Here is a 26452-nt window from a genome sequence, read left to right as displayed (position 1 = left end):
CTGGCCCACGGTTGTACCGAACACGAACAAGGAGACGAACGTGAGCAAGATCCTGATCCTGGGGGCCTCCTATGGCTCCCTCCTGGCTTCCAAGCTGCTGTTCGCGGGCCACGAGGTGAAGCTCGTGTGCCTGCCGGCCGAAGCCGACCTGATCAACAGCGAGGGCTTCCGCGTGCGCATGCCCGTGCGCGGCCGCGCCGAGCAGGTCGTGATCGATTCGCGCCAGCTGCGCGGCAAGGTGTCCGCCGCCGGCACGAACGACGTGAACCCCGCCGACTACGACCTGGTCGGCCTCGCGATGCAGGAGCCGCAGTACCGCTCGCCGGGCGTGCGCGAACTGCTCTCCGCCGTCGCGAAATCCAGGGTGCCGTGCATGTCGATCATGAACATGCCGCCCCTGCCCTACCTCAAGCGCATCCCCGGCCTCGACACCGATGCGCTCAAGCCCGCCTTCACCGACGCCAGCGTGTGGGACGCCTTCGACCACCGCCTGGTGACGCTGTGCAGCCCCGATCCGCAGGCGGTGCGTCCGCCCGACGAGAATGTCAACGTGTTGCAGGTCACGCTGCCCACCAACTTCAAGGTGGCGAGCTTCGACAACGCCAAGCACAACGACCTGCTGCGCCAGCTGGAGCGCGACGTGGACAACGTGCGCTTCCCGGCGCCGGAAGGCCCGATCGAACTCCCGGTGAAGCTGCGCTACTCGGAATCGATCTTCGTGCCGCTGGCCAAGTGGTCCATGCTGCTGGCGGGCAACTACCGCTGCATCACGCCCGACGGCACGCGCACCGCGCAGGAAGCCGTGCACACCGACATCGCCGAATCCAAGTCGGTCTACAACTTCGTCTACGACGTCTGCCTGCGCCTGGGCGCGCGCGACGAGGACCTGGTGCCCTTCGAGAAGTACGCCGCCGCGGCGCAGAGCCTCACGCGTCCGGCGTCCGCCGCCCGCGCGCTGCAGAACGGCGTGCCCAACATCGAGCGCGCCGACAAGCTGGTGCAGCTGATCGCGCGGCAGCTGGGCCTGCGCCATCCCGTGATCGACCGCATCGTGGACCTGGTGGACACGCGCCTGCACGCCAACCGGCAGAAGGCCGCGGCCAAGTAGGATCGCGTTCTTTCGTCACGAGGAGTCCCCATGTCCAGCCAAGAACTGGCGGCAGCGCTCGCGGGCGCGCACCGCCAGCGCCGCACGATCGCCGCCGCGCCTTTCGAGTCGCTGCTGAAGGAGGCCGAACAGGCCTACGCGGTGCAGGAAGAAGTGGCGCGCGCGATGGGCTGGTTCGACCGCCCGGTGCCGCAGCACTGGAAGTCGGGTGGACCCTCGCAGGCCGCCACGCTCACCCACGCCGGCCTGCCGCCGCGGCACGTGTGGGCGAGCCCCGCGGATGCGGGCGGCACGCATTTCAACTGGCGCCTGATCGAAGCCGAGGTCGCGCTGCGCCTCGGCCGCGACGTCACGCCGGCGGATGCGCAGGCCTTCAATCCGGCGGCCGCGCACCAGTGGCTGGACGGCATGGCGGTGTCAATCGAGATCGTCGACTCGCGCTGGGAAAACCGCGCCGCGAGCGCACTGCTGAAGCTGGCCGACCTGCAGTCGCATGGCGCGCTGGTGCTGGGTGCGTGGAAGCCGTTCGCGCCGCGCGACTGGGCGAAGCAGACGTGCGTCGTGCAGATCGGCAACGCCGCGCCGCAACCCTTCCAGGGCACGCATTCGCTGGGCGATCCCGCCTGGCTGCTGCCGACCTGGCTGCGCCACGTCACGCGCCACGGCGCCACCGTGCCGCGCGGCACCGTGGTCACCACGGGCACGTGGTGCGGGATGCTGGAAGCGAAGCAGGGCGACAAGGTGAAGGCGGTGTTCGAGGGCATCGGGGAAGCGGAAGTCCAGCTCTGATCCCGTCATCCTTGGCTCTCTCTCCGTCATCCCCGCGAAGGCGGGGACCCAGGGCATTGAAGAAGCGGCGCACTGCGCCGCTTTTTCTTTGAACGCTCTGGATTCCCGCCTTCGCGGGAATGACGACGAAGGAGAATGCGGGCGTGACATCGCCCTCCCCGTCCCTCCGCTCCGCCTGGACGATGCTCCTGGTGCTGATCTCCGGCTTCGCCCTCAGCCAGGCCTTCCGCACCGCCGCCGGCATCATGGCGCCGCCGCTCGCGCAGGCCTTCGCGCTCACGCCGCAGCAGCTGGGCCTGTTCGCCGGCGCTTTCCACTTCGCCTTCGGCGGGTTGCAGCTGTTCATGGGCATGGGCATCGACCTCTACGGGCCGCGGCGCACGGTGCTGGCGGTGTTCCCGCTCACCATCGCCGGCGCATTGGTCACGGCCAGTTCGGACAGTTACGCCGGCCTGATCGCCGGCCAGGTGCTCACCGGCATCGGCTGCGCGCCGGCCTTCCTGGCCTGCACGGTGTTCATCGCGCGGCGCTTTCCCATCGAGAAGTATTCGGCGGTCAACGGCGCGGCGCTGGGCATCGGCTCGGTGGGCCTGCTGCTCACCGGCACGCCGCTCGCCTTCGTGATCGAGGCCTGGAGCTGGCGCGCGGGCTACGTCGCGCTCGCGGTGTGCGCGGCGCTGGCCTGGCTGGCGATCCTGCTGCTGGTGCGCGAGGAGGCGCCGGCCCGCGCGCACAAGCTCGACGTGTGGGGCGCGCTGCGCGGCTACGGCGAGCTGTTCCGGCTGCCGCACACGCTGGGCATCATCGGCCTGTCGCTCTTCACCTATGCGTCCTTCCTCTCGCTGCGCGGCCTGTGGCTCGGTCCGCTGCTGATCGACCGCTACGGCTTCAGCCTGGTGCAGACCGGCAACGTGGCGCTGGCGGTGTCGGTGCTGGGCATGCTGGGGCCGCCGCTGTTCGGCCGCCTCGATCCGGGCGACCGCACGCGGCGCCTGTGGATCACGGGCTTCACGCTGGCGTGCGCAGTGATCTTCGCCGCGATGGCCCTTCCGATCGGCGCGACGGTCGAAGTGGTGCTGGCGCTCGCGATCGGCATCGTCTCGGGCTACATGGTGATGCAGTACGCCGACGTGCGCGCCAGCTACCCCGCGCACCTGACCGGCCGTGCCATGGCCGTGTTCACCATGGCCATGTTCCTGGGCGTCGCGCTGATGCAGTGGCTTACCGGACTGGCCGCCAGCGCGGCGTCCGCGCTGCGCATCGAAACCTACACGGCCGTGTTCGGCGCGATCGCTGGCCTGCTCGTGCTGGGCACCGCCTGCTACCGCTTCCTGCCCGGTCCCCGTGCGGCCAGCGGGGCTGCGGCCGAGCCGTCACAATCGGCTCCATGAAAATCGCCAAAGACACCGTCGTCACGCTGCACTTCAAGGTCTCCGAGCCCACCGGCAAGCTGATCGAGCAGAGCAAGGACCCCATGGTCTATCTGCACGGCGGCTACGACAACACCCTGCCCGCGATCGAGCAAGCGCTGGACGGCCAGGAGCCCGGCGCCGAGATCACGCTGAACCTGCAGCCGGAAGAGGCCTTCGGCGTGCGCGACGAAGCGCTGGTGCGCGTGATCCCCAAGAGCGAATTCCCGCCCGGCGTGAAGGTGGGCGGCCAGCTCGAGGGCCGCACCGACGACGGCACCCCGCACGTCTTCCACGTCATGAAGATCAAGGGCCCCGAAGTCCACCTCGACGGCAACCATCCGCTGGCCGGCCGGGCGCTGCGCTTCGTGCTGAAGGTGGCCAACGTGCGCACGGCGACGGGCGAGGAGATCCAGCACCGGCACGTCCACGGCGACGGCGGCGTCCACCACTGAGTACCCCTTGTCATTGCGGGCTTGACCCGCAATCCATGGATCCCGGGTCAAGCCCGGGATGACAATGAAGCGATGAACTCCCCCGTCCTCGCCGTGCGTCCCCTCGGCTTTCCGTGGGAAACGGCCGATCCCTTCCTGTTCTGCGCCTATCACGACGATGCCTATCCGAAAGGCAACGGCGCGATGGGTCCGGCCGTGTCGCTGGCGGGCCGCGACATCGGTCAGGACTTCAGCCGCAAGGACGGCTGGAGCATGTACCACGGCGACAGCGTGCCGGGCTTTCCCGCCCACCCGCACCGCGGCTTCGAGACGGTGACCATCGTGCGCCAGGGCCTCATCGACCACGCCGACTCGCTGGGCGCCGTCGCGCGCTTCGGCGAGGGCGACGTGCAGTGGGTGACCGCCGGCCGCGGCATCGTGCACTCGGAGATGTTCCCGCTGCTCAAGACCGGCGAGGACAACCCGCTGGAGCTGTTCCAGGTCTGGCTGAACCTGCCGAAGCGCAGCAAGATGGCCGATCCGCACTTCACGATGTTCTGGAACGAGCAGGTGCCGCGCCGCGTGCTCGAGGACGCCGAAGGCCGCAAGACCGAAGTGGCGGTGATCGCCGGCACCTTCGGCGACACCGCATCGCTCGCGGCGCCGCCGGACTCCTGGGCCGCGCAAGAGGACGCCGATGTCGCGATCTGGACGCTGCGCATGGAACCGGGCGCGGGCTTCCAGCTGCCGCCGGCGAAGCTCGCGGGCACGCAACGCACGCTGTACCTGTTCAAGGGCGATGCCGCGGCGATCTCCGGCCAGCCGGTGCAGGGGCCGGCGGCGATCACGCTCGATGCCGGCGTGGAAGTCGCGATCGCGGCGGGCGACACCGTCTGCGAATTCCTGCTGCTGCAGGGACGCCCGATCGGCGAGCCGGTCGCGCAGTACGGCCCCTTCGTGATGAACACGCAGCAGGAAATCGCGCAGGCGATGCAGGACTACCGCCGCACGCAGTTCGGCGGCTGGTCGTTCGCGGATGCGGCGCCGGTGCACGGCGGAGAGCCGAAGCGCTTCGCGAAGTATCCGGATGGCCGCGAGGAAACGCCGGCGGCGTGACGGCGCCGCCACGCTAGGCATTTCGCTGATTGGCCCGCCGCCAGCCCGGCGGTAGAAAGTTCGCTCCCATAACAACCAACAGGGATGGAGAGATGAGGCGAACTTTCGTAGCGGCGCTGCTGCTGGGGGCCGTACCCACTTTCGTGATCGCGCAGGGCATCGCGGTGCCCGCCGCCAAACCGGCGCCGCAGGCCGCCAAGGCGCCGGCATGGCCGACCAAGCCGGTCAGGCTGCTGATCGGATTCCCGCCCGGCTCCGTGCAGGACGCCTCGGCACGGGCCATCGCCGAACCGCTCGCCAAGGTGCTCGGCCAGCCGGTGCTGGTGGAGAACAAGAGCGGCGCCTCGGGCACCATCGCGGCCGACCAGGTGGCCAAGTCCACCGACCAGCACACCTTCGGCGTGATGAACAACAGCCAGCTCACCATCGCCAAGATGCTGAACCCGGCCATCGCCTACGACCCCGAACGCGACCTCGCGCCGGTCGCCCTGATCGGCACCACGCCCATGGTGCTGGTGGTGAGCGCCGGCGCCCAGGGCAACACGCCCGCCGAGTGGCTCACCTGGCTGCGCGCGCAGGGCGCCAAGGCGAGCTACGGCTCGCCCGGCAACGGCACGCCGGGCCACCTCGGCATGGAGCTGATCAAGAGCCGCGGCAGCTTCGACGCGATGCACGTGCCCTACCAGGGCAACCCGCAGATCATCACGGCGATGCTGGGCGGCCAGCTGCACGCCGCGCTGCTGCCGCCGGGCCTGGCGATGCAGCAGGTCAAGGCCGGCAAGCTGAAGGCGATCGGCGTGACTTCGGAGCGCCGCAGCATCCTGGCCAACGACCTGCCGACGCTGCGCGAAGTGGGCGTGCTCGGCGCCGACGTGGAGCTGTGGACCGCACTGGCCGGCCCGGCCTCGCTGCCGCCGCACGTGCGCGAGAAGCTCGGCGCCGCCATCATCGAGGTGGTGAAGGGCGAGGAGACGCGCCAGCGCCTCGTCGGCGTCGGCTGGCAGCCCACGCCGTCCACCGCCGAGGGCCTGCGCATCCGCATGCGCAGCGACACCAAGACCTTCGGAGGCATCATCCTGATGCGCAACATCCGCTCCGAGAGCTGAGCTTCAGGCGCCCTGTCGGAATCGACGGGGCCGTTTTCCTCGAAGCCGGCCTACACGGCCGGGGCGGGTGGCTGGACAAGCTCCCGCCCATGATGAAGAAAACCCTCCTCGTGCTGCTGGGCTGTGCCTGCGTCCTGCCGGCCTTCGCCGCCACCGACCTGTTCGCGAAAACGGACGCCAACCACGACAAGCGCATCAGCGCCGCCGAACACGCGGCCGCCTCCCGCGCCATGTTCCAGGCCATGGACGCCAACAAGGACGGCAAGGTGACCGCCGACGAGATGACGGCGGCGCAGGGCAAGATCACCGGCAGCAAGCGCTCGCCCATGCGCTCGGAAGAAAAGATCCGGGCGATCGACAGCAACAAGGACGGGGTGCTGTCGGCGGAGGAACATGCCGCCGGCTCCGAAGCGATGTTCGCGATGATGGACCGGAACAAGGACGGCAAGCTCACGCGTGGGGAGTACAGCGCGGGGCACGCGAAGCTGCTGGCGAAGAAGTAGCACGCCGTCATCCCCGCGAACCCGTCATCCCCGCGGAGGCGGGGATCCAGGGCATCCAAAGAAAAAGCGGCCTGCGGGCCGCTTTCTCCAATGCTCTGGGTTCCCGCCTCCGCGGGAATGACGCTTGGCCTTACTTCGCCACCACGCGCACCATCTCCAGGCACTTGTTCGAGTAGCCCCACTCGTTGTCGTACCAGGCCACCAGCTTGACGAAGGTGGAGTCCAGCGCGATGCCGGCGTCGGCGTCGAAGATCGAGGTGCGGGCATCGCCGACGAAATCGGTCGCCACCACCTTGTCTTCCGTGTAGCCCAGCACGCCCTTGAGCGCGCCTTCGCTCTGCGCCTTCATCTCGGCGCAGATCTCGGCGTAGGTCGCCGGCTTGTTCAGTTCGACCGTCAGGTCCACCACCGACACGTCGGAGGTCGGCACGCGGAAGGACATGCCGGTCAGCTTCTTGTTCAGCTCGGGGATCACCACGCCCACCGCCTTGGCCGCGCCGGTGGAGGAGGGGATGATGTTCTCCAGGATGCCGCGGCCGCCGCGCCAGTCCTTGTTGGACGGGCCGTCCACGGTCTTCTGCGTCGCGGTGGCGGCGTGCACGGTGGTCATCAGGCCGCGCTTGATGCCCCACTTGTCGTTCATCACCTTGGCGATCGGCGCCAGGCAGTTCGTCGTGCAGGACGCGTTGGAGATGATCTTCTCGCCGGCGTACTTCTGGTGGTTCACGCCGAACACGAACATCGGCGTGTCGTCCTTGGACGGGGCCGACAGGATCACCTTCTTCGCGCCGGCCTGCAGGTGCTTCTCGCCGCCTTCCTTGGTCAGGAAGATGCCGGTGGACTCGATCACGACGTCGGCGCCGACTTCGTTCCACTTCAGCGCGGCCGGATCCTTCTCGGCGGTCAGGCGGATCTTCTTGCCGTTGACGATCAGCGTGTTGCCGTCGACGGCGACCGTGCCCTTGAAGCGGCCGTGCACGGAGTCGTACTGCAGCATGTAGGCCAGGTAGTCCGGCTCCAGCAGGTCGTTGATGCCGACGATCTCGATGTCGGAAAAGTTCTGCACCGCCGAGCGCAGCACGTTGCGGCCGATGCGGCCGAAGCCATTGATGCCTACCTTGATTGCCATTGCATGGACTCCTGAGATGAAACCTCGAACCCTTGTCATCCCGGCCTTGAGCCGGGATCCAGGCTGCGCTGGTTCAAGCGCCGTCTGGATTGCGGTTCAAGCCCGCAATGACAAGGCACATTACTCGGCGCGCTCGAGCACCGCGCGGACCGTGTCGGCCACGTTCTCCGCCGTGAAGCCGAAGTGCTTGAACAGCACATTAGCAGGTGCCGACTCGCCGAAAGTGTCGATGCCCACCACGGCAGCGCAACCGTATTTCCACCAGAAATCGGTCACGCCGGCTTCCACGGCGATGCGCGGCACGCCGTCCGGCAGCACGCTCTCCTTGTAGCCGCGGTCCTGGCGGTCGAAGGTGGTCGTGCTGGGCATGGAGACCACGCGCACGGCGACGCCTTCGGCGGCCAGTAGCTCGCGCGCCTTCAGCGCCAGCTGCACTTCGGAGCCGGTGGCGATGATCACCGCGGCGGCCTCTTCCTCGTCGGCCAGCACGTAGGCGCCGCGCTCGATGTCCGCCAGCTGCTGCTTGGGCGCGTAAGGCAGGTTCTGCCGCGACAGCAGCAGGGCCGTCGGCCGGTTCTTGTTCTGCAGCGCGACGCTCCAGGCCACCGCGGTCTCGGCGGTGTCGGCGGGGCGCCAGACGTCCAGCAGCGGGATCAGGCGCAGGCTGGCGGCATGCTCGATCGACTGGTGCGTCGGGCCGTCTTCGCCCAGGCCGATGGAGTCGTGCGTGAAGACGTGGATCACGCGGCGCTTCATCAGCGCGGCCATGCGGATCGCGTTGCGGCTGTAGTCGCTGAAGGTCAGGAAGGTGCCGCCGTAGGGGATGTAGCCCCCGTGCAGCGCCACGCCGTTCATGATGGCGGCCATGCCGAACTCGCGCACGCCGTAGTTGATGTGGCGGCCGATCCTGCCTTCCGTGCGCACGACGTCGCCGGACGGGTCGAAGCGCAGCGGCGGCGTGCTCCTGGTGTTGGTGAGGTTGGAGCCGGTCAGGTCGGCCGAGCCGCCCAGCATCTCGGGCAGCGCCGCGGTGAACGCTTCCAGCGCCATCTGCGAGGCCTTGCGCGAGGCGACGGTCTCGCCCTTGGCATGGATGGCGGCGATCGCATCGGCGGCCAGCTGCGCGAAGTTCGCCGGCAGCTCGCCCTTCATGCGGCGCGCCAGTTCGGCGGCCAGTTCCGGGTGCGCGGCGCGGTACGCGTCGAAGCGCTGCTGCCACTCGGACTCGAGTTCGTCGCCCTTGGCGCGCGCATCCCATTCCTCGTACACGCCCTGCGGCAGCTGGAAGGGCTCGTGCTCCCAGGCCAGCGCGCTGCGGGTGAGGGCGATTTCCTCGGCGCCCAGCGGCTCGCCGTGCGCCTTGGCGGTGTTGGCGCGGTTGGGCGAGCCCTTGCCGATGTGCGTCTTGCAGACGACCAGCGTCGGCTTCTCGGCGCTGCGGCGCGCATCGGCGATGGCGCGGTCGACCGCTTCGATGTCGTGGCCGTCGATCGGGCCGATCACGTTCCAGCCGTAGGCCTTGAAGCGGGCCGGCGTGTCGTCGATGAACCAGGGCGTGACCTGGCCGTCGATGGAGATGCCGTTGTCGTCGTACAGGGCCACCAGCTTGTTCAGCTTCCAGGCGCCGGCGATCGCGCAGGCCTCGTGGCTGATGCCTTCCATCAGGCAACCGTCGCCCAGGAACGCGTAGGTGTGGTGGTCGACGACGTCGTGGCCGTCGCGGTTGAATTCCGCGGCCAGCAGTTTCTCGGCGAGCGCCATGCCCACCGCGTTGGTGATGCCCTGGCCCAGCGGGCCGGTGGTGGTCTCGATGCCGGGCGTCACGTCCACTTCGGGGTGGCCGGGGGTCTTGCTGTGCAACTGGCGGAAGCCCTTGAGCTCGCCGACCGGCAGGTCGTAGCCGGTGAGGTGCAGCAGCGCGTACAGGAGCATCGAGGCGTGGCCGTTGGACAGCACGAAGCGGTCGCGGTCGAACCAGTGCGGATTCTTCGGGTTGTGCCGCAGGTGGCGATGCCACAGGGCCACGGCGATGTCCGCCATGCCCATGGGGGCGCCCGGGTGTCCCGAGTTCGCTTGTTGCACGGCGTCCATGGCGATCGCGCGGATCGCGTTCGCCATCAGGGAATCGTTGGCCATCGGGAGCAGCTCCGGGGGGAAGGTCAGGGGAAACCCGGCATTTTATCTTGTGGGCCCGGCGCGACTTTGTTGGCTGCCTGTGCGGGGCCCTTCGCATACATTCGAGGGCATGAAGGGCCTGCACCTCACCGCCGACCTGTACCGCTGCCGCTGCGCGCCGGATTGGCTCACGGATGCAGCCAAGCTCGGCGCGTGGTGCCTGGAAGCGGTGGACGCCGTGGGCCTGCGGGCCGTCAACCAGCTGTTCCACACCTTTCCGGCCACCGGCAAGGGACCGGGCGGCGTCACGGCGACCGTGCTGCTGGCCGAATCGCATGTCTGCCTGCACACCTGGCCCGAGGAAAAGTCGGTGACCTGCGACGTCTACGTCTGCAACTTCAGCGGCGAGCACTCGGCCAAGGCACGCGGCCTGATGGAGGCGCTGGTGCAGCGCTTCCAGCCGGAATGGACCGAACAACGCTCCCTGGATCGAGGCGAAGAATGAGCACCCCCCAAGCCATGATCCTGGCCGCCGGACGCGGCGAGCGCATGCGGCCGCTGACCGACAGCTGCCCCAAGCCGCTGCTGCGCGTGAAGGGCCGGCCCCTGATCGACTACCACCTGGAGGCGCTGGCGCACGGCGGCTTCCGCGATGCGGTGATCAACACCGCCTGGCTCGGCGAGCAGCTCGAGGACCACTATGGCCACGAGAGCGAACACGGCGTGCGCATCGCGTACTCGCACGAAGGCAAGGACTTCGGCGGCGCGCTGGAAACGGCCGGCGGCATCGCGCGAGCGCTGCCGCAGCTCGCCGATGCGTTCTGGATCGTGGCGGGCGACGTCTACATGCCCGGCTTCCTGTTCACCCGCGCCGCGTTCGACCGCTTCCTCGCGGGCGGCAAGCTGGCGCACCTGTGGCTGGTGCCGAATCCGCCGCACAACACGAAGGGCGACTTCGGCCTGTCGCCCGAGGGCCTGGCGCTGAACCAGGCGGACGTGCGCCACACCTATTCGACGACGGCCCTGTTCCGCAAGTCCTTCTTCGATGCGCTGCCGGCGGGCAATCCGCAGGGGCTGAAGGTCGCGCTCGCGCCGCTGCTGCGCCAGGCGATGGACCGCGGCCAGGTGAGCGCCGAGCTGTACACCGGGCCCTGGATCGACGTCGGCACGCCGGAGCGGCTGGCGTCGCTGAACGCCTGAACGGCTTCAAAACCCTGGATTCCCGCCTCCGCGGGAATGACGCCAGAATGTCCCCATGAACACCACCGTGCCCACCTCCGTCTACGCCCGGCGCCGCGCCCGCATGGCCGCCCAGCTGGGGGCCAACGGCATCGCCCTGATCCCCACGGCGCCGGAGCGGCCGCGCAACCGCGATTCCGATTTCCTCTTTCGCCACGACAGCTACTTCTACTACCTGACCGGCTTCACCGAGCCGAACGCCTTCCTGGTGGTGACGGGCGACGGCCAGAGCACGCTGTTCTGCCAGCCCAAGGACCTGGAGCGCGAGATCTGGGACGGCTACCGGCTCGGCCCGGAAGCGGCGGTCGGTGCGCTCGGCGTCAACGCCGCCTTCCCGATCGGCGAAGTCGACACGCAGATGCCGCGCCTGCTGGAGAACCGCGAGACCGTGTGGTTCCCCTTCGCGATCCATCCGGGCCTGGAGGAGCGCGTGGCGAGCTGGCTCAACCAGGTGCGGGCGCGCGTGCGCTACGGCGCCCTGTGCCCGGAACAGCAGCGCGACCTGTGTTCCGTCCTCGACGAGATGCGGCTGGTGAAGGACGCGCACGAGCAGGACATCATGCGCCGCGCCGCCGCGATCAGCGCCCGCGCCCACGTGCGGGCGATGCAGACCTGCGCGCGCATGCTGCGCGCCGGCCAGGACGTGCGCGAATTCCACCTCGACGCCGAGCTGATGCACGAGTTCCGCATGGGCGGTTCGCAGTACCCCGCGTACAGCTCGATCGTCGCCGCCGGGCCCAACGCCTGCGTTCTGCACTACCGCGCCGACGTGGCACCGGTGCACGCCGGCGAACTGGTGCTGATCGACGCCGGCTGCGAGCTCGATGGCTACGCCAGCGACATCACGCGCACCTTCCCCGCCGACGGCAGGTTCACCGGCCCGCAGCGGGCGCTGTACGACATCGTGCTCGCTTCGCAGGAAGCGGCGGCGGCCGCTACGAAGCCGGGCGCGCGCTTCACCGATCCGCACGAGGCGGCGGTGAAGGTGCTGGCGCAGGGCATGCTGGACGTGAAGCTGCTCGATGCCGGCAAGGTCGGCACGCTGGACGACGTGATCGAGAAGCGCGCCTACTTCCCCTTCTACATGCACCGCACCGGCCACTGGCTGGGCATGGACGTGCACGACTGCGGCAGCTACGTCGAGCCGGGGGAAGTCGGGACGGTGAGCGAACGCAAGGATCCGCTGTCGGGCGAGACCATCAAGAACCGCCCGAGCCGCATCCTGCAGCCGGGGATGGTGCTCACGATCGAGCCGGGGATCTACGTGCGCCCCGGCGAGGGCGTGCCGGAACACTTCCACCACATCGGCATCCGCATCGAGGACGACGCGATCGTCACGCCGCAAGGCTGCGAGCTGATCACGCGGGGGGTGCCGGTGAAGGCGGAGGAGATCGAGGCGTTGATGCGGGGGTGAGCGCCGCCACGATCGGCTCGCATTCGTAGGCTGGGGTGCAACCCCAGCGACGGCGCGAAGCGCTGGGGTTCCACCCCAGCCTACGAAGCCCGTCCTGCCTTGTCTCCCAGGGTAAACGCCTCCTCGAAGATCGAATACCCCGCCCAGTCGCTGTGCGCGAAGCGCAAGCGCCCCGACGGCGGCGGCGAGGGCATCTTCGACAGAGCCCCCGGCACCGGCACCGGCATCGCGTGCCCATACCGCGTCACTTCCACCCGCGTGAGATGCCGCTCGAGATCGCGGTGCGGCACCGACAACTCCTTCACCACGCGATCGCGCCAATCGGTCCACGGCTTCTGCAACACGTCGCCGCGCGCGGGCTCCCCCGGCGCGCAATACCAGGTCAACACCGTCGGCCCCGGCGCCGGATTCAGGTCCTGGTGCGTCGCATCCACGTAGCCCAGGCTGGTCTCGCTGCCGTACACCACGTTGTCCCAGGCCGGCGCCGCGCCCGGCGTCTTCCACAGCGGCTCGCGCAGGTGCAGGTTGGCCACCACCCAGGGCGCATGGCGGGTCATGCGCGCGAGCGCCGTCACGGCCGCCGGCGGGTTCTCGATCACCCGCGCGGCGACGAAGGCCGGCAGCGCCACGATGCACTGCTGCGCCTGCCAGCGCTCCACGCGCTGCGTGCGCACGTCCCAGGTGTCGACCTCGACGCCATGCCGCTGCTGCGCGATGCGCAGCACGAGCCGGCCGCCGCGGAAGCGCTCCTGCAGCGGCGCGGCAAGCGCGCGCGCCAGGAAGCCGTTGCCCTCCGGCCAGGTGAGCAGGGCGTCGCGCTCGCCGCCTTCGTCCGCATCGGGCGGATGGAAACCGTGGCGCGCAGCGAAGTAGTGCAGTCCCGCCCAGGCCGACACCGTGGCGATCCCCGCGCCGTAGTCGTCGCGGCAGCAGTAATCCAGGTACCAGCGCAGTTGCGGATCGTTCAGCTCGCGCGCCGCGAGCCACTGCGCGAAGGTTTGCGTGTCGAGCGCGCGCAGCGGCCGGCGATCGCGCAGCGGAATGCGGAAGGCGCCGCCGCGGCGCGCCGCCGCCACCTCGCGGGCGAAACGCACGTACTGCGCCCGGGTCGTCGCACCCACGCCATTCAAAGGCAGCAAACCCTCCTGCCACTCGCCCTGGAAGTACAGCCGCTCCTGCGGCGCATGGCACAGGTGGCGCTCGTCGATCTCCCAGCGGCCGGCCACGCGCCTGCGCAGGCCCAGTTCCTCGAGCAGGTCCTGCACCTCGGGCGCGTCGTCGCCCGGCACCGGCAGGTAATGCGCGCCCAGCGGGCAGGCGATGCCGCCCACCTGGCCCGCGCGGCTGTTGCCGCCCGGCGCATCCTCCAGGTCCAGCAGCACGAAGTCCTCGATGCGCCGCTGCCGCAAGGCGCGCGCCGCCGCCAGCCCGGCGATGCCGGCGCCGGCGATCACCACCTGCGTGCGGTGCGTGGCGTGGGGCGCCGGCCAGTCGCGCCGCGTGCGCAGCAGGTGGCCGCGTTCCACCGCGGCGCCCGCGAACGCGCCTTCCACTTCCGGCCGCGACTCGCAGCCGGCCAGGGCCGCGGCCCCCGCCAGCAGCGCCCGCCGCGTGATCATGGATGCACCTTGCCCCATTCGCGTTCGTAGGTCGTCACGAGCGCCTGGTTGGCGAGGCGGTTCACCTCGGCAGGCACCCGCGCCATGTCGCGCGGGAAGTCGAACAGCGGCGGCACCCCCTGCACGGTGAGGAAGCGCAGGCCCTCGGGCAGCGCCTCCGGCGCGCGCCACGGCCGGCGGCTGGCGATGATGAAGCCCCACTCGCCGAAGCTGGGCACGTGCGCGTGATAGGGCGCGGTCTGCAGGCCCACCGACTCGAGGGTCGCCACGACCGTCCAGAAACTCTGGCGCGCGATCAGGGGCGAGGTGGTCTGGATCACCGCATAGCCGCTGGCGGCGAGCCGCTGTTCCAGCAGCGCGTAGAAGGCGTTGGTGTACAGCTTGCCGATGGAGAAGTTGGTGGGGTCCGGGAAGTCGACGACGATCACGTCGAACACGTCCTGCACCTGCTGCAGCCACTGGAAGGCGTCGGTGTTGATCACCTTCACCTTGGGCGAGCGCAAGGCACCGTCGTTCAACGCGGCCAGCGCGGGGTCGGACGAGAAGATCCGCGTCATGTTCGGATCCAGGTCCACCAGCGTGATGCTCTCGACGCCCGGATAGCGCAGCAGCTCGCGCACCGCCAGGCCGTCGCCGCCGCCCAGCACCGCCACCTTGCGCGGCGCGCCGTGCGCGGCCATCGCGGGGTGCACCAGGGCTTCGTGGTACCGGTACTCGTCCGACTGCGCGAACTGCAGGTTGCCGTTGAGGAACAGGCGCAGGCCGGCGCGGCCCTGCGTCACCACGATGCGCTGCCAGGACGAGCTCTCGGCGAGCACGATCTTGTCCTGGTAGAAGCGGTCTTCGGCCAGCGAGGTGATCTTCTGCGAGCCGGCGAAGGCCGCGCCCAGCGCGCCGACCGTGAACAGGCAGGCCAGCGCATGCGCGACGAAGCGGCGCAGCTCGTGCCGGAACAGCCAGAGCGCCCACAGCGCCACCAGCGCGTTCATCAGCCCGAACAGGAGCCCCGTGCGGATCAACCCGAGCTGCGGCACCAGCAACAAGGGAAAGGCCACAGACACCGCCAGCGCACCGAGGTAGTCGAAGGTGAGCACCTGCGACACCAGCTCGCGCAGCGCCACGTTGCGCTTGAGGATGCGCATCACCAGCGGGATCTCCAGTCCCACCAGCATGCCGACCACCAGCACCAGGCCGTACAGCAGCACGCGGAAGGCCTGCGGCTGCCAGGCGTGCGTGAGGAACAGCGTCGCCGGGAGCAGGCCGCCGACCAGGGCCACCAGCAGCTCGATGCGCAGGAAGTGCGCCGGCAGCTGGCGCTCGAAGAAGCGCGACAGCCACGAGCCCACGCCCATGGCGAACAGGTAGGCGCCGATCACGGTGGAGAACTGCAGCACCGAGTCGCCCAGCACGTAGGAGGCGAGCGCGCCGGCGGCGAGTTCGTACACCAGGCCGCAGGCCGCGACCACGAACACCGATGCGAGCAGCGCCACTTCCAGCGGGCGCGGCCCTTTCTGCACGCTCATCCCACGACGGCCGCGGCGACGATGATCGACAGCCCCAGCGCCATGGCGCCGACCACGATCGCCAGCGCCATGTTCTGCTTCTCGACCAGTTCTTCCCACAGCTTGTAGGGCGTGAGCTTGTCGATGATCACGAAGCTCACCCAGAAGACCATCACGCCGATGAAGGCGTAGAGGATGGAGCCGAAGAAGGCGCCCGGTTTCAGCCACTCAAGGTTCATGATGACCTCCAGAAAAAGCGTTCACTTGTGGAATCCCCCGCCGGATCCGCTGTAGCCGGAACCGCCCGAGGTGTAGCCGCTGCCGCTGCCGCGGGCCCAGTTCTCGTCCTCGCAGGCCTTGAGCATGGCCACGACGATGAAGATCAGCAGCAGGATCAGGATGATGGTGGCGCAGCCGCAGCCCGTGCCGCCGCCGCTGGGCGTGGTGGGGCCGGCGTCGCCGCGCTGCACCGCGTCCTTCTTGCCTTCCAGCTTGAAGGCACGCACGATCTCGATGCTCGCGAGCCTGCTGCCCATCGACCAGGTGCGCTCGCGCGGCGTCTCCTCCATCGAGAGCAGGCTGTCGCCCTTGGCGTAGTCGCGGTTGAAGGTGCGCTGCCCGCGCTCCACCGGCCAGTAGAACTCGCCCGCGACGAAGTTGGTCTGCGCCTTGTAGGCGTACTGCTGGCGATAGGTGGTGCCGAGGTAGGTCGCGGTGGCGAAATCGGCGCCGGGGTTCGGCGCGCCGGTCACCGGCTTGACGAGGCTCCAGCCTTCGCTGGAGTCCACCAGGAAGGAGAAGCCGCGCTTGGCGTTGTACAGGAGGTATTCGTCCCAGCCGAAATGCTCGTCGGGATCGTCGGGCTCGGTGCCGACGCGGTTCTGGTAACCCACCACCTGCCAGTGGACGCCCTGCAGCTGGCCGACGCTGCCCAGCGGGACCAGCGGTTCCACCGGCTCGTCCTGCTCCGCGTGCGCCAGCTCGCCGCCGATACCCTGCGACAGGTCGATCAGGCTGTGGCAGGCGCGGCAGGTGACGCTCTTGCTCTGCGTGAACTGGACTTCGATGGCGGCGCCGCATCGAGGGCAGTTGAACTGGCGGCCCTGCTCCGTCTTGACGTTGCCGTCCTTGAGGCCGGTGAACCGCAGTTCGTCGAGCGCGATCGGCCGGCCCCGCGAGGCGGCGGCCGGCGTGCTGCCGAAATCCAGCGACAGCACCTCGTTGTCGGCGCTGCGCAATTCCACCATCGCGAAAGGCGCATGCAGCGGCGGCAGCTTGGGCAGTTCGCCTTCGGCCGCGACCAGGGCGACTGTTTCGTTGGAGGCGACCTGGTAGGTCTTGCCGTTGACCGCGGTGGTGGCGCCGATGCGGAACTGGTCCGGCTTCGGCACGCTGCGCCCGAACGGCGCCGGCAGGGCCAGCACGTAGGCGCCGTTGTCTTCCGCCAGCCAGGCGCTGGCACCATCCTCGAACAGGCAGTTCCACTCGGTCCAGGCGCCGGAGGGGCCGCGGAACTGCAGCCGTCCCACCAGCGCGAAGGGCCGCTGCTGATACGCGCCGCGCGCGAACAGCTGCAGCGGGCTGTGGTCTTCGAACAGCTCCGCCATCTTGCCCACGCGCGCCAGCGTGGCGCCGTCGCGCACGACGGTGCTGCGGCAAAAGCCGCACACCGCGTGCGTCGACTGCGCGCTGCGGAATTCGACGGGGGCGCCGCACCCGGGGCAGGGCGCGGTGTAGGAACGTTGAGGGCTTGTCATTGCGGGCTTGCCCCGCAATCCAGGCGCACACGCGCCACCATGGGTCCCGGCTCAAGGCCGGGACGACAAAGGCCGGTGGTCCTCAAACCAGCTTCTTGAGCAGTTCCGCCTTCTTGGCGTCGAACTCCTCCTGCGTGAGGATGCCCTTGGCCTTGAGCTCGCCGAGCTTCTCCAGCGTGGCCATCACGTCCTCGGGCCGCACGGTGGCGGCGGGCGCCGCGGCGGGCGCTTCCGCCGGCTGCAGGCCCCTCTGCAGGTTCTGCGCGAGCACCTGGCCCAATGCGACGCCGGCGCCCAGCCCCATCGCATCGCCCGCGATGCCGCCGCCCGAGCCGGCCGCCTTGGCCATTTCGGGGATCGCCTGGCCAGTCTGGTACTGCATGAACTTGCCCATGTCGTTGCCGACCATGCCCATGCCGATGCGCTGGTCCAGCACCTTCTGCAGCTCCTCCGGCAGCGACACGTTCTGCACCGTCATGCCGTCCAGGCGCAGGCCGATCGCCTCGAAGGCCGGGCCCAGTTCCTTCTGCAGCGCGTTGGCGAACTCCACCTGGTTGGCCGCGAGGTCGAGGAAGGGCACGCCGCTTTGCGCGATGGCGTCGGACATGTGCTGCAGCACCAGCCCGCGCAGCTGGCCATCGAGCTCGCCCACCGTGTACAGCTCGCGCGTGCCCGAGATCTTGGTGTGGAAGGCACGCGGATCGACGACGGTGTAGCTGTAGTTGCCGAAAGCGCGCAGGCGCACGGCGCCGAAGTCCTTGTCGCGGATGGCGATCGGCTGCGTCGTGCCCCAGCGCTGGTCGACCTGCTGGCGCGTGCTGAAAAAGTACACGTCGCTCTTGAAGGGCGACTCGAACAGCTTGTCCCAGTTCTTCAGGTAGGTGAGCACCGGGATGGTCTGCGTCGTCAGCTTGTACATGCCGGGACCGAAGACGTCGGCGATCTTGCCTTCGTTGACGAACACCGCCATCTGCGACTCGCGCACGGTGAGGGAGGCGCCGTACTGGATCTCCATGCCGGCCATCGGGAAGCGCCAGGCGAGGGTGCCCTCGTCCTGCTCGGTCCACTGGATGACGTCGATGAACTGCTTCTTGATGAAGTCCATGAGACCCATGGCGCACTCCTCTCTTCGATGTTGTGCGGATCATGATAGCGGCTGGGCCCCTCATTGCAGAGCCAGCGCGGCCCGGCCGTGAACTTTTGCGGGAGAAGTCGAGTCCTACCCGCCCCCATGCAGCAGCCACCCAACTACCTCCAGGACGATTCCACCGGCGGCGTGCCGGTGAAGATGTGGACGCGCGGCGTCCCCGTCGAGGACGAGGCCAGGCGCCAGCTGGCCAATGCCGCGCGCCTGCCGGTCGTGTTCAGGCACATCGCGGCGATGCCCGACGTGCACTTCGGCATCGGCGCCACCGTCGGCTCGGTGATCCCCACCTTCCGCGCCATCATCCCGGCCGCGGTGGGCGTGGACATCGGCTGCGGCATGATCGCCTGCAAGACCACGCTGCGCGCGGACGACCTGCCGGACAACCTGGCGCCGCTGCGCGCCGCGATCGAACGCGCGGTGCCGCACGGGCGCTCGCCTGGCTCACGCGATCCCGGCGCCTGGCAGAAGACGCCCGGCGCGGTGGACACCGCCTGGGCGCAGCTGGAGCCGGAATTCACCGAGCTGTGCCGCGACTACCCGAAGCTCACCAAGACCAACAATCACCAGCACCTGGGCACCCTGGGCACCGGCAACCACTTCATCGAAGTCTGCCTCGACGAGGAAGGCGCCGTCTGGTTCATGCTGCACTCGGGCTCGCGCGGCGTGGGCAACGCGATCGGCACCCTATTCATCGAACTGGCGAAGCAGGATGCGATGCGCAACGACGTGCACCTGCCGGACCGCGACCTCGCGTACTTCGAGGAAGGCTCGCGCTACTTCGGCGACTACGTGCGCGCGGTCGGCTGGGCCCAGAAATTCGCGCGCCTGAACCGCGAGGTGATGATGCGGCGGGTGATCGAGGCGGCGAAGACCGTGATCCGCAAGAACTTCCAGGCGCACCTCGAGGCGGTGAACTGCCACCACAACTACGTGCAGAAGGAAACGCACTTCGGCGAGGAGGTCTACGTCACGCGCAAGGGCGCGGTCAGCGCGAAAGCCGGCGAGCTGGGCATCATCCCGGGCAGCATGGGCGCGCGCAGCTACATCGTGCGCGGCAAGGGCAACCCGGACAGCTTCCACTCCTGCTCGCACGGCGCCGGCCGCGCCATGAGCCGCGGCGAAGCCAGGCGCCGCTTCACCCTGGCCGACCACCGCGCCGCGACCGAAGGCGTGGAATGCCGCAAGGACAAGGACGTGATCGACGAGACGCCGGCGGCGTACAAGGACATCGACCGCGTGATGGAGGCGCAGGGCGACCTCGTCGAGGTCGTGCACACGCTGAAGCAGGTGGTGTGCGTGAAGGGATGAACTCCCGTCATCCCCGCGCAGGCGGGGGTGACGGCTACACCAGGTTCCGCAACTCCCGCAGCGCCACCGACAGCATCGCCAGGTCGCTTCCCGGCGTGTCCTTCAGCTCCGCCAGCAAGCGCTGTGCGCGCGCCAGCGCCTGGCGGTTGCCCGCTTCCCAGCGGTCCAGCACTTCGCGCACGCTGCCGGCTTCGTGGCCCAGCGCTTCGTTGGCGATCGAGCGCTGCAGGTCCGTGAGGTCGTCGGTCAGCGCCAGTTTGGCGAGGCTTTGCCAGAAGCTGTCGGCAGGCAGCAGCTCGATCTGCTGCCGCATGCGATCCAGCCCGAGACGGTCGCCGACGCCGGCATGCACCTGCGCCGTGAGCTCCAGCGGCCGCTTGCTCGCCTCGGCGATCTCCGCGATGTCCAGTGCGTGGAACAGGCGCTCGGCGCCGTCCACCTGCGCGGCGAGCTCGTGCGGAACGCCGGCGGCGATCCAGCCTTGCGCGCGCGGGGACGGCTGCGCGCCCGCCTCGGCGTGCGAGCGCAGCGCCTGCACCGCCGGCGCGAAGCGGCTCACCTGCTGCTGCGTCGGCTCGAACAGGCGGCGCGAGCGCAGGAACCAGGTGGTGGCGCGCGTCACCAGCGAGCGCAGCGCGAGCACCATCTCGGCCTGCACCGCGTCGGGCACCCGGCTGTCCAGCGCCTCGATCTTCTGCCATACCGGCACCAGCCCGAACACTTCGCGGGACGCCAGGTAGGCGCGCACCACCTGCGGCGGTGTCGCGCCGGTGATCTCGCCTTCCCGGTGCACGAAGGTCGGGCCGACCCGGTTCACCATGCTGTTCAACACGTGCGTGGCGATGATCTCGCGGCGCAGCGGATGGCGCGGGATGAAGCCAGCGAACTTCTCCTTCAGCAGCGTCGGGAAGTAGCGCTCCAGCGCCGTCGCGATCCAGGGATCCTCCGGCAGGTCGGAGGCGATCAGCTCGTCGTTCAGCCACATCTTGCTGTACGCGAGCAGCACCGCCTGCTCCGGCGAGGTGAGGCCCAGTCCCTTGGCCTTGCGATCGGCGATCGCGTCCTCGCTCGGGAGGAACTCGATTTCGCGATTCAGCTCGCCCTTCTTCTCCAGGAAGCGGATGAAGCGGGCCTGTTCCTCCAGCTGCCGCGGGGCGAGCCGCTGGCCGAGCGACAGCGCCTGCGTCTGGAAGTAGTTGTCGCGCAGCACCAGCGCGGCGACGTCGTCCGTCATCTGCGGCAGCAGGGTGTTGCGCTGCTTCCCGGTGAGTTCGCCGTCGCCTTCCGCGATCCCCAGCAGGATCTTGATGTTGACCTCGTGGTCCGAGGTGTCGACGCCCGCGGAGTTGTCGATCGCGTCGGTGTTCAGGCGCACGCCGGCCAATGCCGCTTCGATGCGGCCCCGCTGCGTGAAGCCGAGGTTGCCGCCCTCGGCCACCACCTTGCAGCGCAGGTCGTCGCCGTCGATGCGCACCGCGTCGTTGGCGCGATCGCCGACTTCGGCGTGCGTTTCGCTCGACGCCTTGACGTAGGTTCCGATGCCGCCGTTGTACAGCAGGTCCGCCGGCGCCTTCAGGATCGCGCTCACCAGTTCGGCCGGCGTGAGCTGCTCCGCCTCGATGCCGAGCGCCGCGCGCGCTTGCGGCGACAGCGGCACCGACTTCTCGGAACGCGCCCAGATGCCGCCGCCTTCGGAGATCAGGCTGCGCTCGTAGTCGGCCCAGGACGAGCGCGGCAGCTGGAACAGGCGCTCGCGTTCGGCGAACGAGCGTTCCGCGTCCGGATTCGGGTCGATGAAGATGTGGCGATGGTCGAAGGCGGCCAGCAGGCGGATGTGACGCGACAGCAGCATGCCGTTGCCGAACACGTCGCCCGACATGTCGCCGACCCCCACCACGGTGAAGTCGGTCGACTGCGTGTCCAGCCCCAGCTCGCGGAAGTGCCGCTTGACGCTTTCCCAGGCGCCGCGCGCCGTGATGCCCATCGCCTTGTGGTCGTAGCCCTGGCTGCCGCCGGAGGCGAAGGCGTCTCCCAGCCAGTGGCCGTATTCGGCGCTGATCGCGTTGGCGTGGTCGGAGAACGTCGCCGTGCCCTTGTCGGCCGCGACCACCAGGTAGGGGTCGTCGCCGTCGATGCGCCGCACCTGCGGCGGCGGCACGGTCTTGCCGCCCACCAGGTTGTCGGTGAGGTCCAGCAGACCGCGCAGGTAGTCCTGGTAGCAGGCGATGCCTTCCTTCATGAAGGCCTCGCGGTCGGAGGACGGCGGCGCCTTCTTCAGAACGAAGCCGCCCTTGGAGCCCACCGGCACGATCACCGTGTTCTTCACCATCTGCGCCTTCACCAGGCCCAGCACCTCGGTACGGAAGTCGTCCGGCCGGTCCGACCAGCGCAGGCCGCCGCGCGCCACCTTGCCGCCGCGCAGGTGGATGCCCTCGAAGCGCGGCGAATAGACCCAGATCTCGTACAGCGGCCGCGGCTGCGGCAGGCCCGGCACCTTGGCGGAGTCGAGCTTGAAGCTGAGGAAGGGACGGCGCGCGCCGGCAGCCCCCGATGCGCCCACGCCGGTGCGCCAGAAGTTCGTGCGCAGCGTCGCCTGCACCAGCGCCAGCAGCTGGCGCAGCACCCGGTCTTCCGACAGGTTGCTCACCTTGTCCAGCGCCTGCTGCAGCGCGTTCACCTGCGAAGCCGCGCCCTGCTCGTCCTGCTTTTCCGGATCGAAGCGCAGGCGGAACAGAGACACCAGCATGCGCGCGATGCGCGGATGGCTGGCCAGCGTGGCGGAGATCGTCGCCTGCGACTGCGCGAAGCCGATCTGCTTGAGGTACTTCGCGTAGGAGCGCAGCACCACCACTTCCTCGGCGGACAGGGCCGCCAGCAGCACCAGGCGGTTGAACTCGTCGTTCTCCACCTCGCCGCGGAACACGCGCGCGAAGGCATCCTCGAACAGGCGCGCCAGGGCCTGCGGATCGATCTCGGGATTGGGCCGCGCCTCCAGCGCGAAGTCGTGCAGGAACACCGGCTCGCCGCCGGGCCGCTCGATGCGGTGGTTGTCCTCGGTAAGGACGCGCACGCCCATGTGCTCCAGCATCGGCAGGCTGTCCGACAGCACCACCGGCGCGCCGAGGCGGTACACCTTCAGGCCCAATCGGCCTTCAGTGGCGCCGAGCGGCCAGTACAGCGCGAGCGCGAACGGGTTCTCGCGCGACAGGGTCTCCAGCTTGCGGATGTCGTGCACCGCGGCGCGGCCGGCGGTGCGTTCCCGATAGGCCACCGGGAAGGCGGCGCTCCAGCGGCGGTCCAGGCCGAGACCGCCGGCTTCACCCTCGGTCTCCACCAGGGCGTCGCGCAGTTCGTCTTCCCAGCGCCGTGCCACGCCGGCCAGCTTGCGCTCCAGGTCCTTGCGGTCGAAGGCCGGCATCGGGTTGGGCGCGATGCGCACGGTGAAGTGGATGCGCGCGAGCTGCGTGCCGGACAGCAGCACGTCGAAATCGACGTGCGTGCCGTTCAGCTCCTTCATCAGGATGCGCTGGAACTTCAGGCGCAGCTGGGTCGAGAAGCTCTCGCGCGGCACGAACAGCAGGCAGGAGACGAAGCGGTCGAACGGGTCCTTCCAGGTGAACAGGCGCAGCCGGTGCCGCTCGCCGAGGGCGAGGACGCCGGTGGCCGTGTCGTACAGGTCGTCGGGCGTGATCTGGAACAGGTCGTCGCGCGGGAAGGTCTCCAGCGTGTGCTGCAGCGCCTTGGCGAGGTGGCCGCCGGGCGCGAAGCCGGCGCGCTGTTCCATCGCCTCGACCTTGCGCCGCAGCAGCGGCGTCTCCAGCACGCGCGACATGTAGGCGGCCGACGTGAACAGGCCGATGAACCGGTGCTCCCCGATCACCTGCCCCTTGCCGTCGTAGCGCTTGACGCCGATGTAGTCGGTGTAGCCGTCGCGGTGCACGGTGGAACGCGTGTTGGCCTTGCTCACCACCAGCGCCGGCGAGGGCGCGCGCGCCAGTGCGCGTGCCGCCGGCGGCAGGGCGGCGAAACTGGCCGAGGCGCCGGGACCGCTGCCCTCGCGCAGGAGCCCGAGCCCGGTGCCCGGCACGCTGCGCAGCACGAGGTTGCCGTCTTCTTCCAGCAGGTCGTGCTGGCGGTATCCGAGCAGGGTGAAGTGGTCCTCGGCGAGCCAGGCCAGGAAGGCCCGGCTCTCGGCCGCTTCCTCGGGCGACACGCCCGCGGGCGGCTGCTCCAGTGCCTTGGCCGCGTCGTGCAGGCGGGCCACCATGGGCTGCCAGTCCGTCACCGCCGCGCGCACGTCGGCCAGCACGCGCTCGATGCCCTGGGCCAGCGCGGCGCGCTGCCCGGCGTCGACGGTGCGGTCCACCTCGATGTACATCCAGGATTCGCGCGGCAGGTCCGGCGCGCTGTGCCGCGGCTGCACCGACTGCAGCACGCCGTTCGCATCGCGCTGCACCGCGAAGATCGGATGCACGATCAGGTGCAGCGCCAGGCCGTGGCGCGCGATCTCCAGCGACACCGAGTCCACCAGGAAAGGCATGTCGTCGTTGACGACCTGCACGATGGTGTGGCGCGAGCCCCAGCCGTCGGCGCCGGGCGAAGGGCTGAAGACGCGAACTTTCGGCGCACCCGGCGGCCGCTGCGAAGCGAACTGCCAGTGCGAGAGCAGGGCGCCGAGCAGGTCTTCCGGCGTGCGCTCGTCCAGGTCCTCCAGGTCCACCTGGCGGAAGTATTCGCGGGCGAAGCCGTCCAGCGGCACGGCGCTGGCGGGAGCGGGACGGTCTGCCGCGCGGGCGAGCAGGGCGGCAATGCGCTCTTCGCGCTGCGCTTCGGTGATGGTGGCGGCCATGGGCGGGTCTCCTGGGCGCCACTGTACGAGCGGGCACGCCGCCGTGCCAATGCCAAGTGCGGGCGACCTCATGCGCAACAGGCATGAGCCCGCGCCGCCACGCACCAGGGGCCATTCCGTGACGGACTGCCGCCTCCGCCGATGGGCGGAGCCCCAGTCGTAACGCCGTTGCTACACTGACGAGCTGGGTCCCGGGCATCCATACGAACAACCGTGCACCGCCCCCGGGACCGGCCGGGCGGCTGCATCGCTGGAGGGAAAAACCATGAAGATCCTGCGCCTGCTGGCCGCCATGCTGGCCCTGGCCGCCGCCCTGAACGCACACGCGCGCGGCAACGTCCCCATCGTCAACCACGAGGCGATTGCCGCCACGCGCGCGTCGGGCCAGCCCGCCACCGCCGAACAGATCCGCAACGCGCTGCAGCTGGCCGGCGCCAGCCGCGGCTGGACGATCACGCCGGCCGGCAACGGCAAGGCGCTCGCCGTGCTGGACGTGCGCGGCAAGCACTCGGTGAGCACCGAGATCACCTATGGCCCCGGCAAGTACGCGATCAAGTACCGCGACAGCAGCAACATGAACTACGAGCCGGGCGACGGCGCGGGCACGATCCATCCCAAGTACAACATGTGGGTGCAGAAGCTGATCGACGACACCCGCATGCAGCTGCTGAAGCCCTGAGGGCCAGGAGATCCCGATGCGCGTCCTCCACCTGCTTCTCGCGACCGTGCTCGCGGCCACCGTCCTGCCGGCATCCGCGCAGCGGCTGCCCGTGCCGATCGTGAACCCCGGAAACCTGTCCGCCGCCGCCGCTCCCGGCAGGCAGCTGAAGGCGGAGGACGTGAAGAAGGCGATCCTCGCCGCGGCCCTGGCCACCGAACGCAAGTGGGCGATCACCGAAGTCGCCCCGGGCCGGATGATCGCCACCTACCACGTGCGCACGCACACGGTGACGTCCGAGATCCACTACACGGCCGCGGACTTCTCGGTGTTCTACCGCGACAGCATCAACATGAAGTACGCGCCCGGGCCGGACGGCAAGGGCGTGATCCATCCGTTCTACAACCAGTGGGTGCAGGAGCTCGTGCAGGCGATCCGCATCGAGCTGGCGAAGGCCTGACCGCTTGAGCACGCAGACGATTCCCCGCGCGTCCGTCCCGTATGTGGAGGAGACGCGCTTCGGCAAGTGGTTCCTGAAGACCGAGACGTGGCGCGTCCACGTGCTCGAACGCGCGATGTCCGACCTGGTGGGGCTGATCCCCGATCGCCGCGCGAGCTACGACGTGGTGGTCGATGTCGGCTGCGGCAGCGGCTACTCGCTGTCCAAGCTGGCGCAGCGCTTCGTCCCGCGCGAACTGGTGGGCGTGGACATCGATCCGCAGATGCTCGCCATGGCCCGCGCCGAGGCGGCGCGCTCCGGCGTGGCGGTGAAGCTGCTGGAGTCGTCCAACACGCGCATGCCGCTGGAGGATGCCTCGGTGGACCTGCTGTTCTGCCACCAGACCTTCCACCACATCGTGGAGCAGGAGCAGGCGCTGGCCGAATTCCTGCGGGTGCTGAAGCCGGGCGGGCTGCTGCTGTTCGCGGAATCCACCCGGCGCTACATCCACTCGTGGATGATCCGCGCGCTGTTCCGCCATCCCATGGACGTGCAGCGCAGCGCACCGGAGTACCTGCAGATGCTGCGGCAGGCGGGCTTCGCCGTGCCGGAAGCGCAGGTGTCCTATCCCTATCTCTGGTGGAGCCGGGGCGACCTCGGCATCCTGGAGCGGTGGTTCGGGGTGGTGCCGCCGAAGGAGCGGGAGGAGACGTTGTTGAACCTGGTGGCGGTGAAACCGGCGTGACGTGGCGTCGGGGTTCGGCGCTTCGCGCGCTCACCCCGACCTACGGGTCCCGCTCTTCGTAGGTCG

22 protein-coding genes are annotated in these 26452 nt (G+C 69.4%); 14 read left to right on the top strand and 8 right to left on the bottom strand.

Annotated features, from left to right (window positions below):
* The first annotated feature begins 40 nt into the window (after nt 1-40).
* The 7 genes from VF522_RS03700 (at nt 41) to VF522_RS03670 (ending at nt 6465) form a co-directional block, all read left to right on the top strand.
* On the top strand, nt 41-1108 hold the full coding sequence (locus tag VF522_RS03700; protein WP_330906873.1) for a hypothetical protein: 1068 nt from the start codon (nt 41-43) through the stop codon (nt 1106-1108).
* Between the two features lie 30 nt (nt 1109-1138).
* Nucleotides 1139-1897: a fumarylacetoacetate hydrolase family protein gene (locus VF522_RS03695; protein ID WP_330906872.1), complete on the top strand. Its 759-nt coding sequence runs from the start codon at nt 1139-1141 to the stop codon at nt 1895-1897.
* 143 nt (nt 1898-2040) lie between these two features.
* Nucleotides 2041-3288 (top strand): MFS transporter, encoded by a 1248-nt coding sequence (locus tag VF522_RS03690; protein WP_330906871.1) that lies wholly within the window; start codon nt 2041-2043, stop codon nt 3286-3288.
* Nucleotides 3285-3761 (top strand): peptidylprolyl isomerase, encoded by a 477-nt coding sequence (locus VF522_RS03685; protein ID WP_330906870.1) that lies wholly within the window; start codon nt 3285-3287, stop codon nt 3759-3761. Before VF522_RS03690 ends, VF522_RS03685 begins: the two co-directional genes overlap by 4 nt.
* A 72-nt stretch (nt 3762-3833) precedes the next feature.
* Entirely contained in the window at nt 3834-4856 is a 1023-nt protein-coding gene (locus VF522_RS03680; RefSeq protein WP_330906869.1) for a pirin family protein, read from the top strand.
* A 92-nt stretch (nt 4857-4948) separates the two neighbouring features.
* The gene (locus VF522_RS03675) at nt 4949-5962 is read left to right on the top strand and encodes a tripartite tricarboxylate transporter substrate binding protein (protein WP_330906868.1); all 1014 of its coding nucleotides are present in this window, start codon (nt 4949-4951) and stop codon (nt 5960-5962) included.
* Between the two features lie 89 nt (nt 5963-6051).
* A complete protein-coding gene (locus VF522_RS03670; RefSeq protein ID WP_330906867.1) occupies nt 6052-6465 on the top strand; it encodes a hypothetical protein in 414 nt (137 codons plus the stop codon).
* 130 nt (nt 6466-6595) lie between these two features.
* Here VF522_RS03670 and gap read toward each other — a convergent pair whose 3' ends face one another.
* Entirely contained in the window at nt 6596-7594 is a 999-nt protein-coding gene (gene gap, locus VF522_RS03665) for a type I glyceraldehyde-3-phosphate dehydrogenase (RefSeq protein WP_330906866.1), read from the bottom strand.
* A 120-nt stretch (nt 7595-7714) separates the two neighbouring features.
* Nucleotides 7715-9730 carry a transketolase gene (gene tkt / locus VF522_RS03660; RefSeq protein WP_330906865.1) on the bottom strand — a complete coding sequence of 672 codons (2016 nt, stop codon included), beginning with the start codon at nt 9728-9730 and terminating at the stop codon, nt 7715-7717.
* Between the two features lie 109 nt (nt 9731-9839).
* Between tkt and speD the strand changes: the two genes are divergently transcribed.
* From speD to VF522_RS03645, 3 genes are read left to right on the top strand one after another with little or no spacing between them, the layout of a single operon-like run.
* On the top strand, nt 9840-10214 hold the full coding sequence (speD, locus tag VF522_RS03655; RefSeq protein WP_330906864.1) for an adenosylmethionine decarboxylase: 375 nt from the start codon (nt 9840-9842) through the stop codon (nt 10212-10214).
* Nucleotides 10211-10909 (top strand): N-acetylmuramate alpha-1-phosphate uridylyltransferase MurU, encoded by a 699-nt coding sequence (murU, locus tag VF522_RS03650; RefSeq protein ID WP_330906863.1) that lies wholly within the window; start codon nt 10211-10213, stop codon nt 10907-10909. The genes speD and murU overlap by 4 nt, the downstream gene beginning before the upstream one ends.
* Nucleotides 10910-10964: 55 nt before the next feature.
* Entirely contained in the window at nt 10965-12362 is a 1398-nt protein-coding gene (locus VF522_RS03645) for an aminopeptidase P N-terminal domain-containing protein (RefSeq protein WP_330906862.1), read from the top strand.
* A gap of 80 nt (nt 12363-12442) precedes the next feature.
* Here the strand turns inward: VF522_RS03645 and VF522_RS03640 are convergent, their stop codons facing one another.
* The 5 genes from VF522_RS03640 to VF522_RS03620 all read right to left on the bottom strand — a co-directional run bounded on the left by VF522_RS03640 (nt 12443) and on the right by VF522_RS03620 (nt 18354).
* A complete protein-coding gene (locus VF522_RS03640; RefSeq protein ID WP_330906861.1) occupies nt 12443-13981 on the bottom strand; it encodes an FAD-dependent oxidoreductase in 1539 nt (512 codons plus the stop codon).
* Nucleotides 13978-15504, bottom strand: a complete 1527-nt coding sequence (locus VF522_RS03635) for a polyamine aminopropyltransferase (protein ID WP_330906860.1) — start codon at nt 15502-15504, stop codon at nt 13978-13980. Before VF522_RS03635 ends, VF522_RS03640 begins: the two co-directional genes overlap by 4 nt.
* On the bottom strand, nt 15501-15722 hold the full coding sequence (locus tag VF522_RS03630; RefSeq protein ID WP_330906859.1) for a DUF350 domain-containing protein: 222 nt from the start codon (nt 15720-15722) through the stop codon (nt 15501-15503). The genes VF522_RS03635 and VF522_RS03630 overlap by 4 nt, the downstream gene beginning before the upstream one ends.
* A gap of 21 nt (nt 15723-15743) precedes the next feature.
* A complete protein-coding gene (locus VF522_RS03625; protein ID WP_330906858.1) occupies nt 15744-17240 on the bottom strand; it encodes a DUF4178 domain-containing protein in 1497 nt (498 codons plus the stop codon).
* Nucleotides 17241-17322: 82 nt separating this feature from the next.
* Nucleotides 17323-18354: an SPFH domain-containing protein gene (locus VF522_RS03620; RefSeq protein ID WP_330906857.1), complete on the bottom strand. Its 1032-nt coding sequence runs from the start codon at nt 18352-18354 to the stop codon at nt 17323-17325.
* A gap of 117 nt (nt 18355-18471) precedes the next feature.
* On the opposite strand from VF522_RS03620, the gene VF522_RS03615 reads away from it, so the two are divergent.
* Entirely contained in the window at nt 18472-19695 is a 1224-nt protein-coding gene (locus VF522_RS03615; protein ID WP_330906856.1) for an RtcB family protein, read from the top strand.
* Nucleotides 19696-19729: 34 nt separating this feature from the next.
* On the opposite strand, the gene VF522_RS03610 is transcribed toward VF522_RS03615, so the two are convergent.
* Nucleotides 19730-24544 (bottom strand): NAD-glutamate dehydrogenase, encoded by a 4815-nt coding sequence (locus VF522_RS03610; RefSeq protein WP_330906855.1) that lies wholly within the window; start codon nt 24542-24544, stop codon nt 19730-19732.
* 265 nt (nt 24545-24809) lie between these two features.
* On the opposite strand from VF522_RS03610, the gene VF522_RS03605 reads away from it, so the two are divergent.
* The 3 genes from VF522_RS03605 to VF522_RS03595 are packed head-to-tail and all read left to right on the top strand — an operon-like array spanning nt 24810 to nt 26386.
* Entirely contained in the window at nt 24810-25223 is a 414-nt protein-coding gene (locus VF522_RS03605; RefSeq protein WP_330906854.1) for a hypothetical protein, read from the top strand.
* Between the two features lie 16 nt (nt 25224-25239).
* On the top strand, nt 25240-25662 hold the full coding sequence (locus VF522_RS03600) for a hypothetical protein (protein WP_330906853.1): 423 nt from the start codon (nt 25240-25242) through the stop codon (nt 25660-25662).
* 4 nt (nt 25663-25666) lie between these two features.
* Nucleotides 25667-26386, top strand: coding sequence for a class I SAM-dependent methyltransferase (locus VF522_RS03595; protein WP_330906852.1), 720 nt, complete (start codon nt 25667-25669; stop codon nt 26384-26386).
* The last annotated feature ends 66 nt before the right edge of the window (nt 26387-26452 follow it).

Source organism: Ramlibacter sp. (genome assembly GCF_036383835.1).
Lineage (GTDB): Bacteria > Pseudomonadota > Gammaproteobacteria > Burkholderiales > Burkholderiaceae_C > Ramlibacter.
Note: the sequence above shows the minus strand (reverse complement) of the source record. Positions and strands in the feature narration are given on the sequence as shown.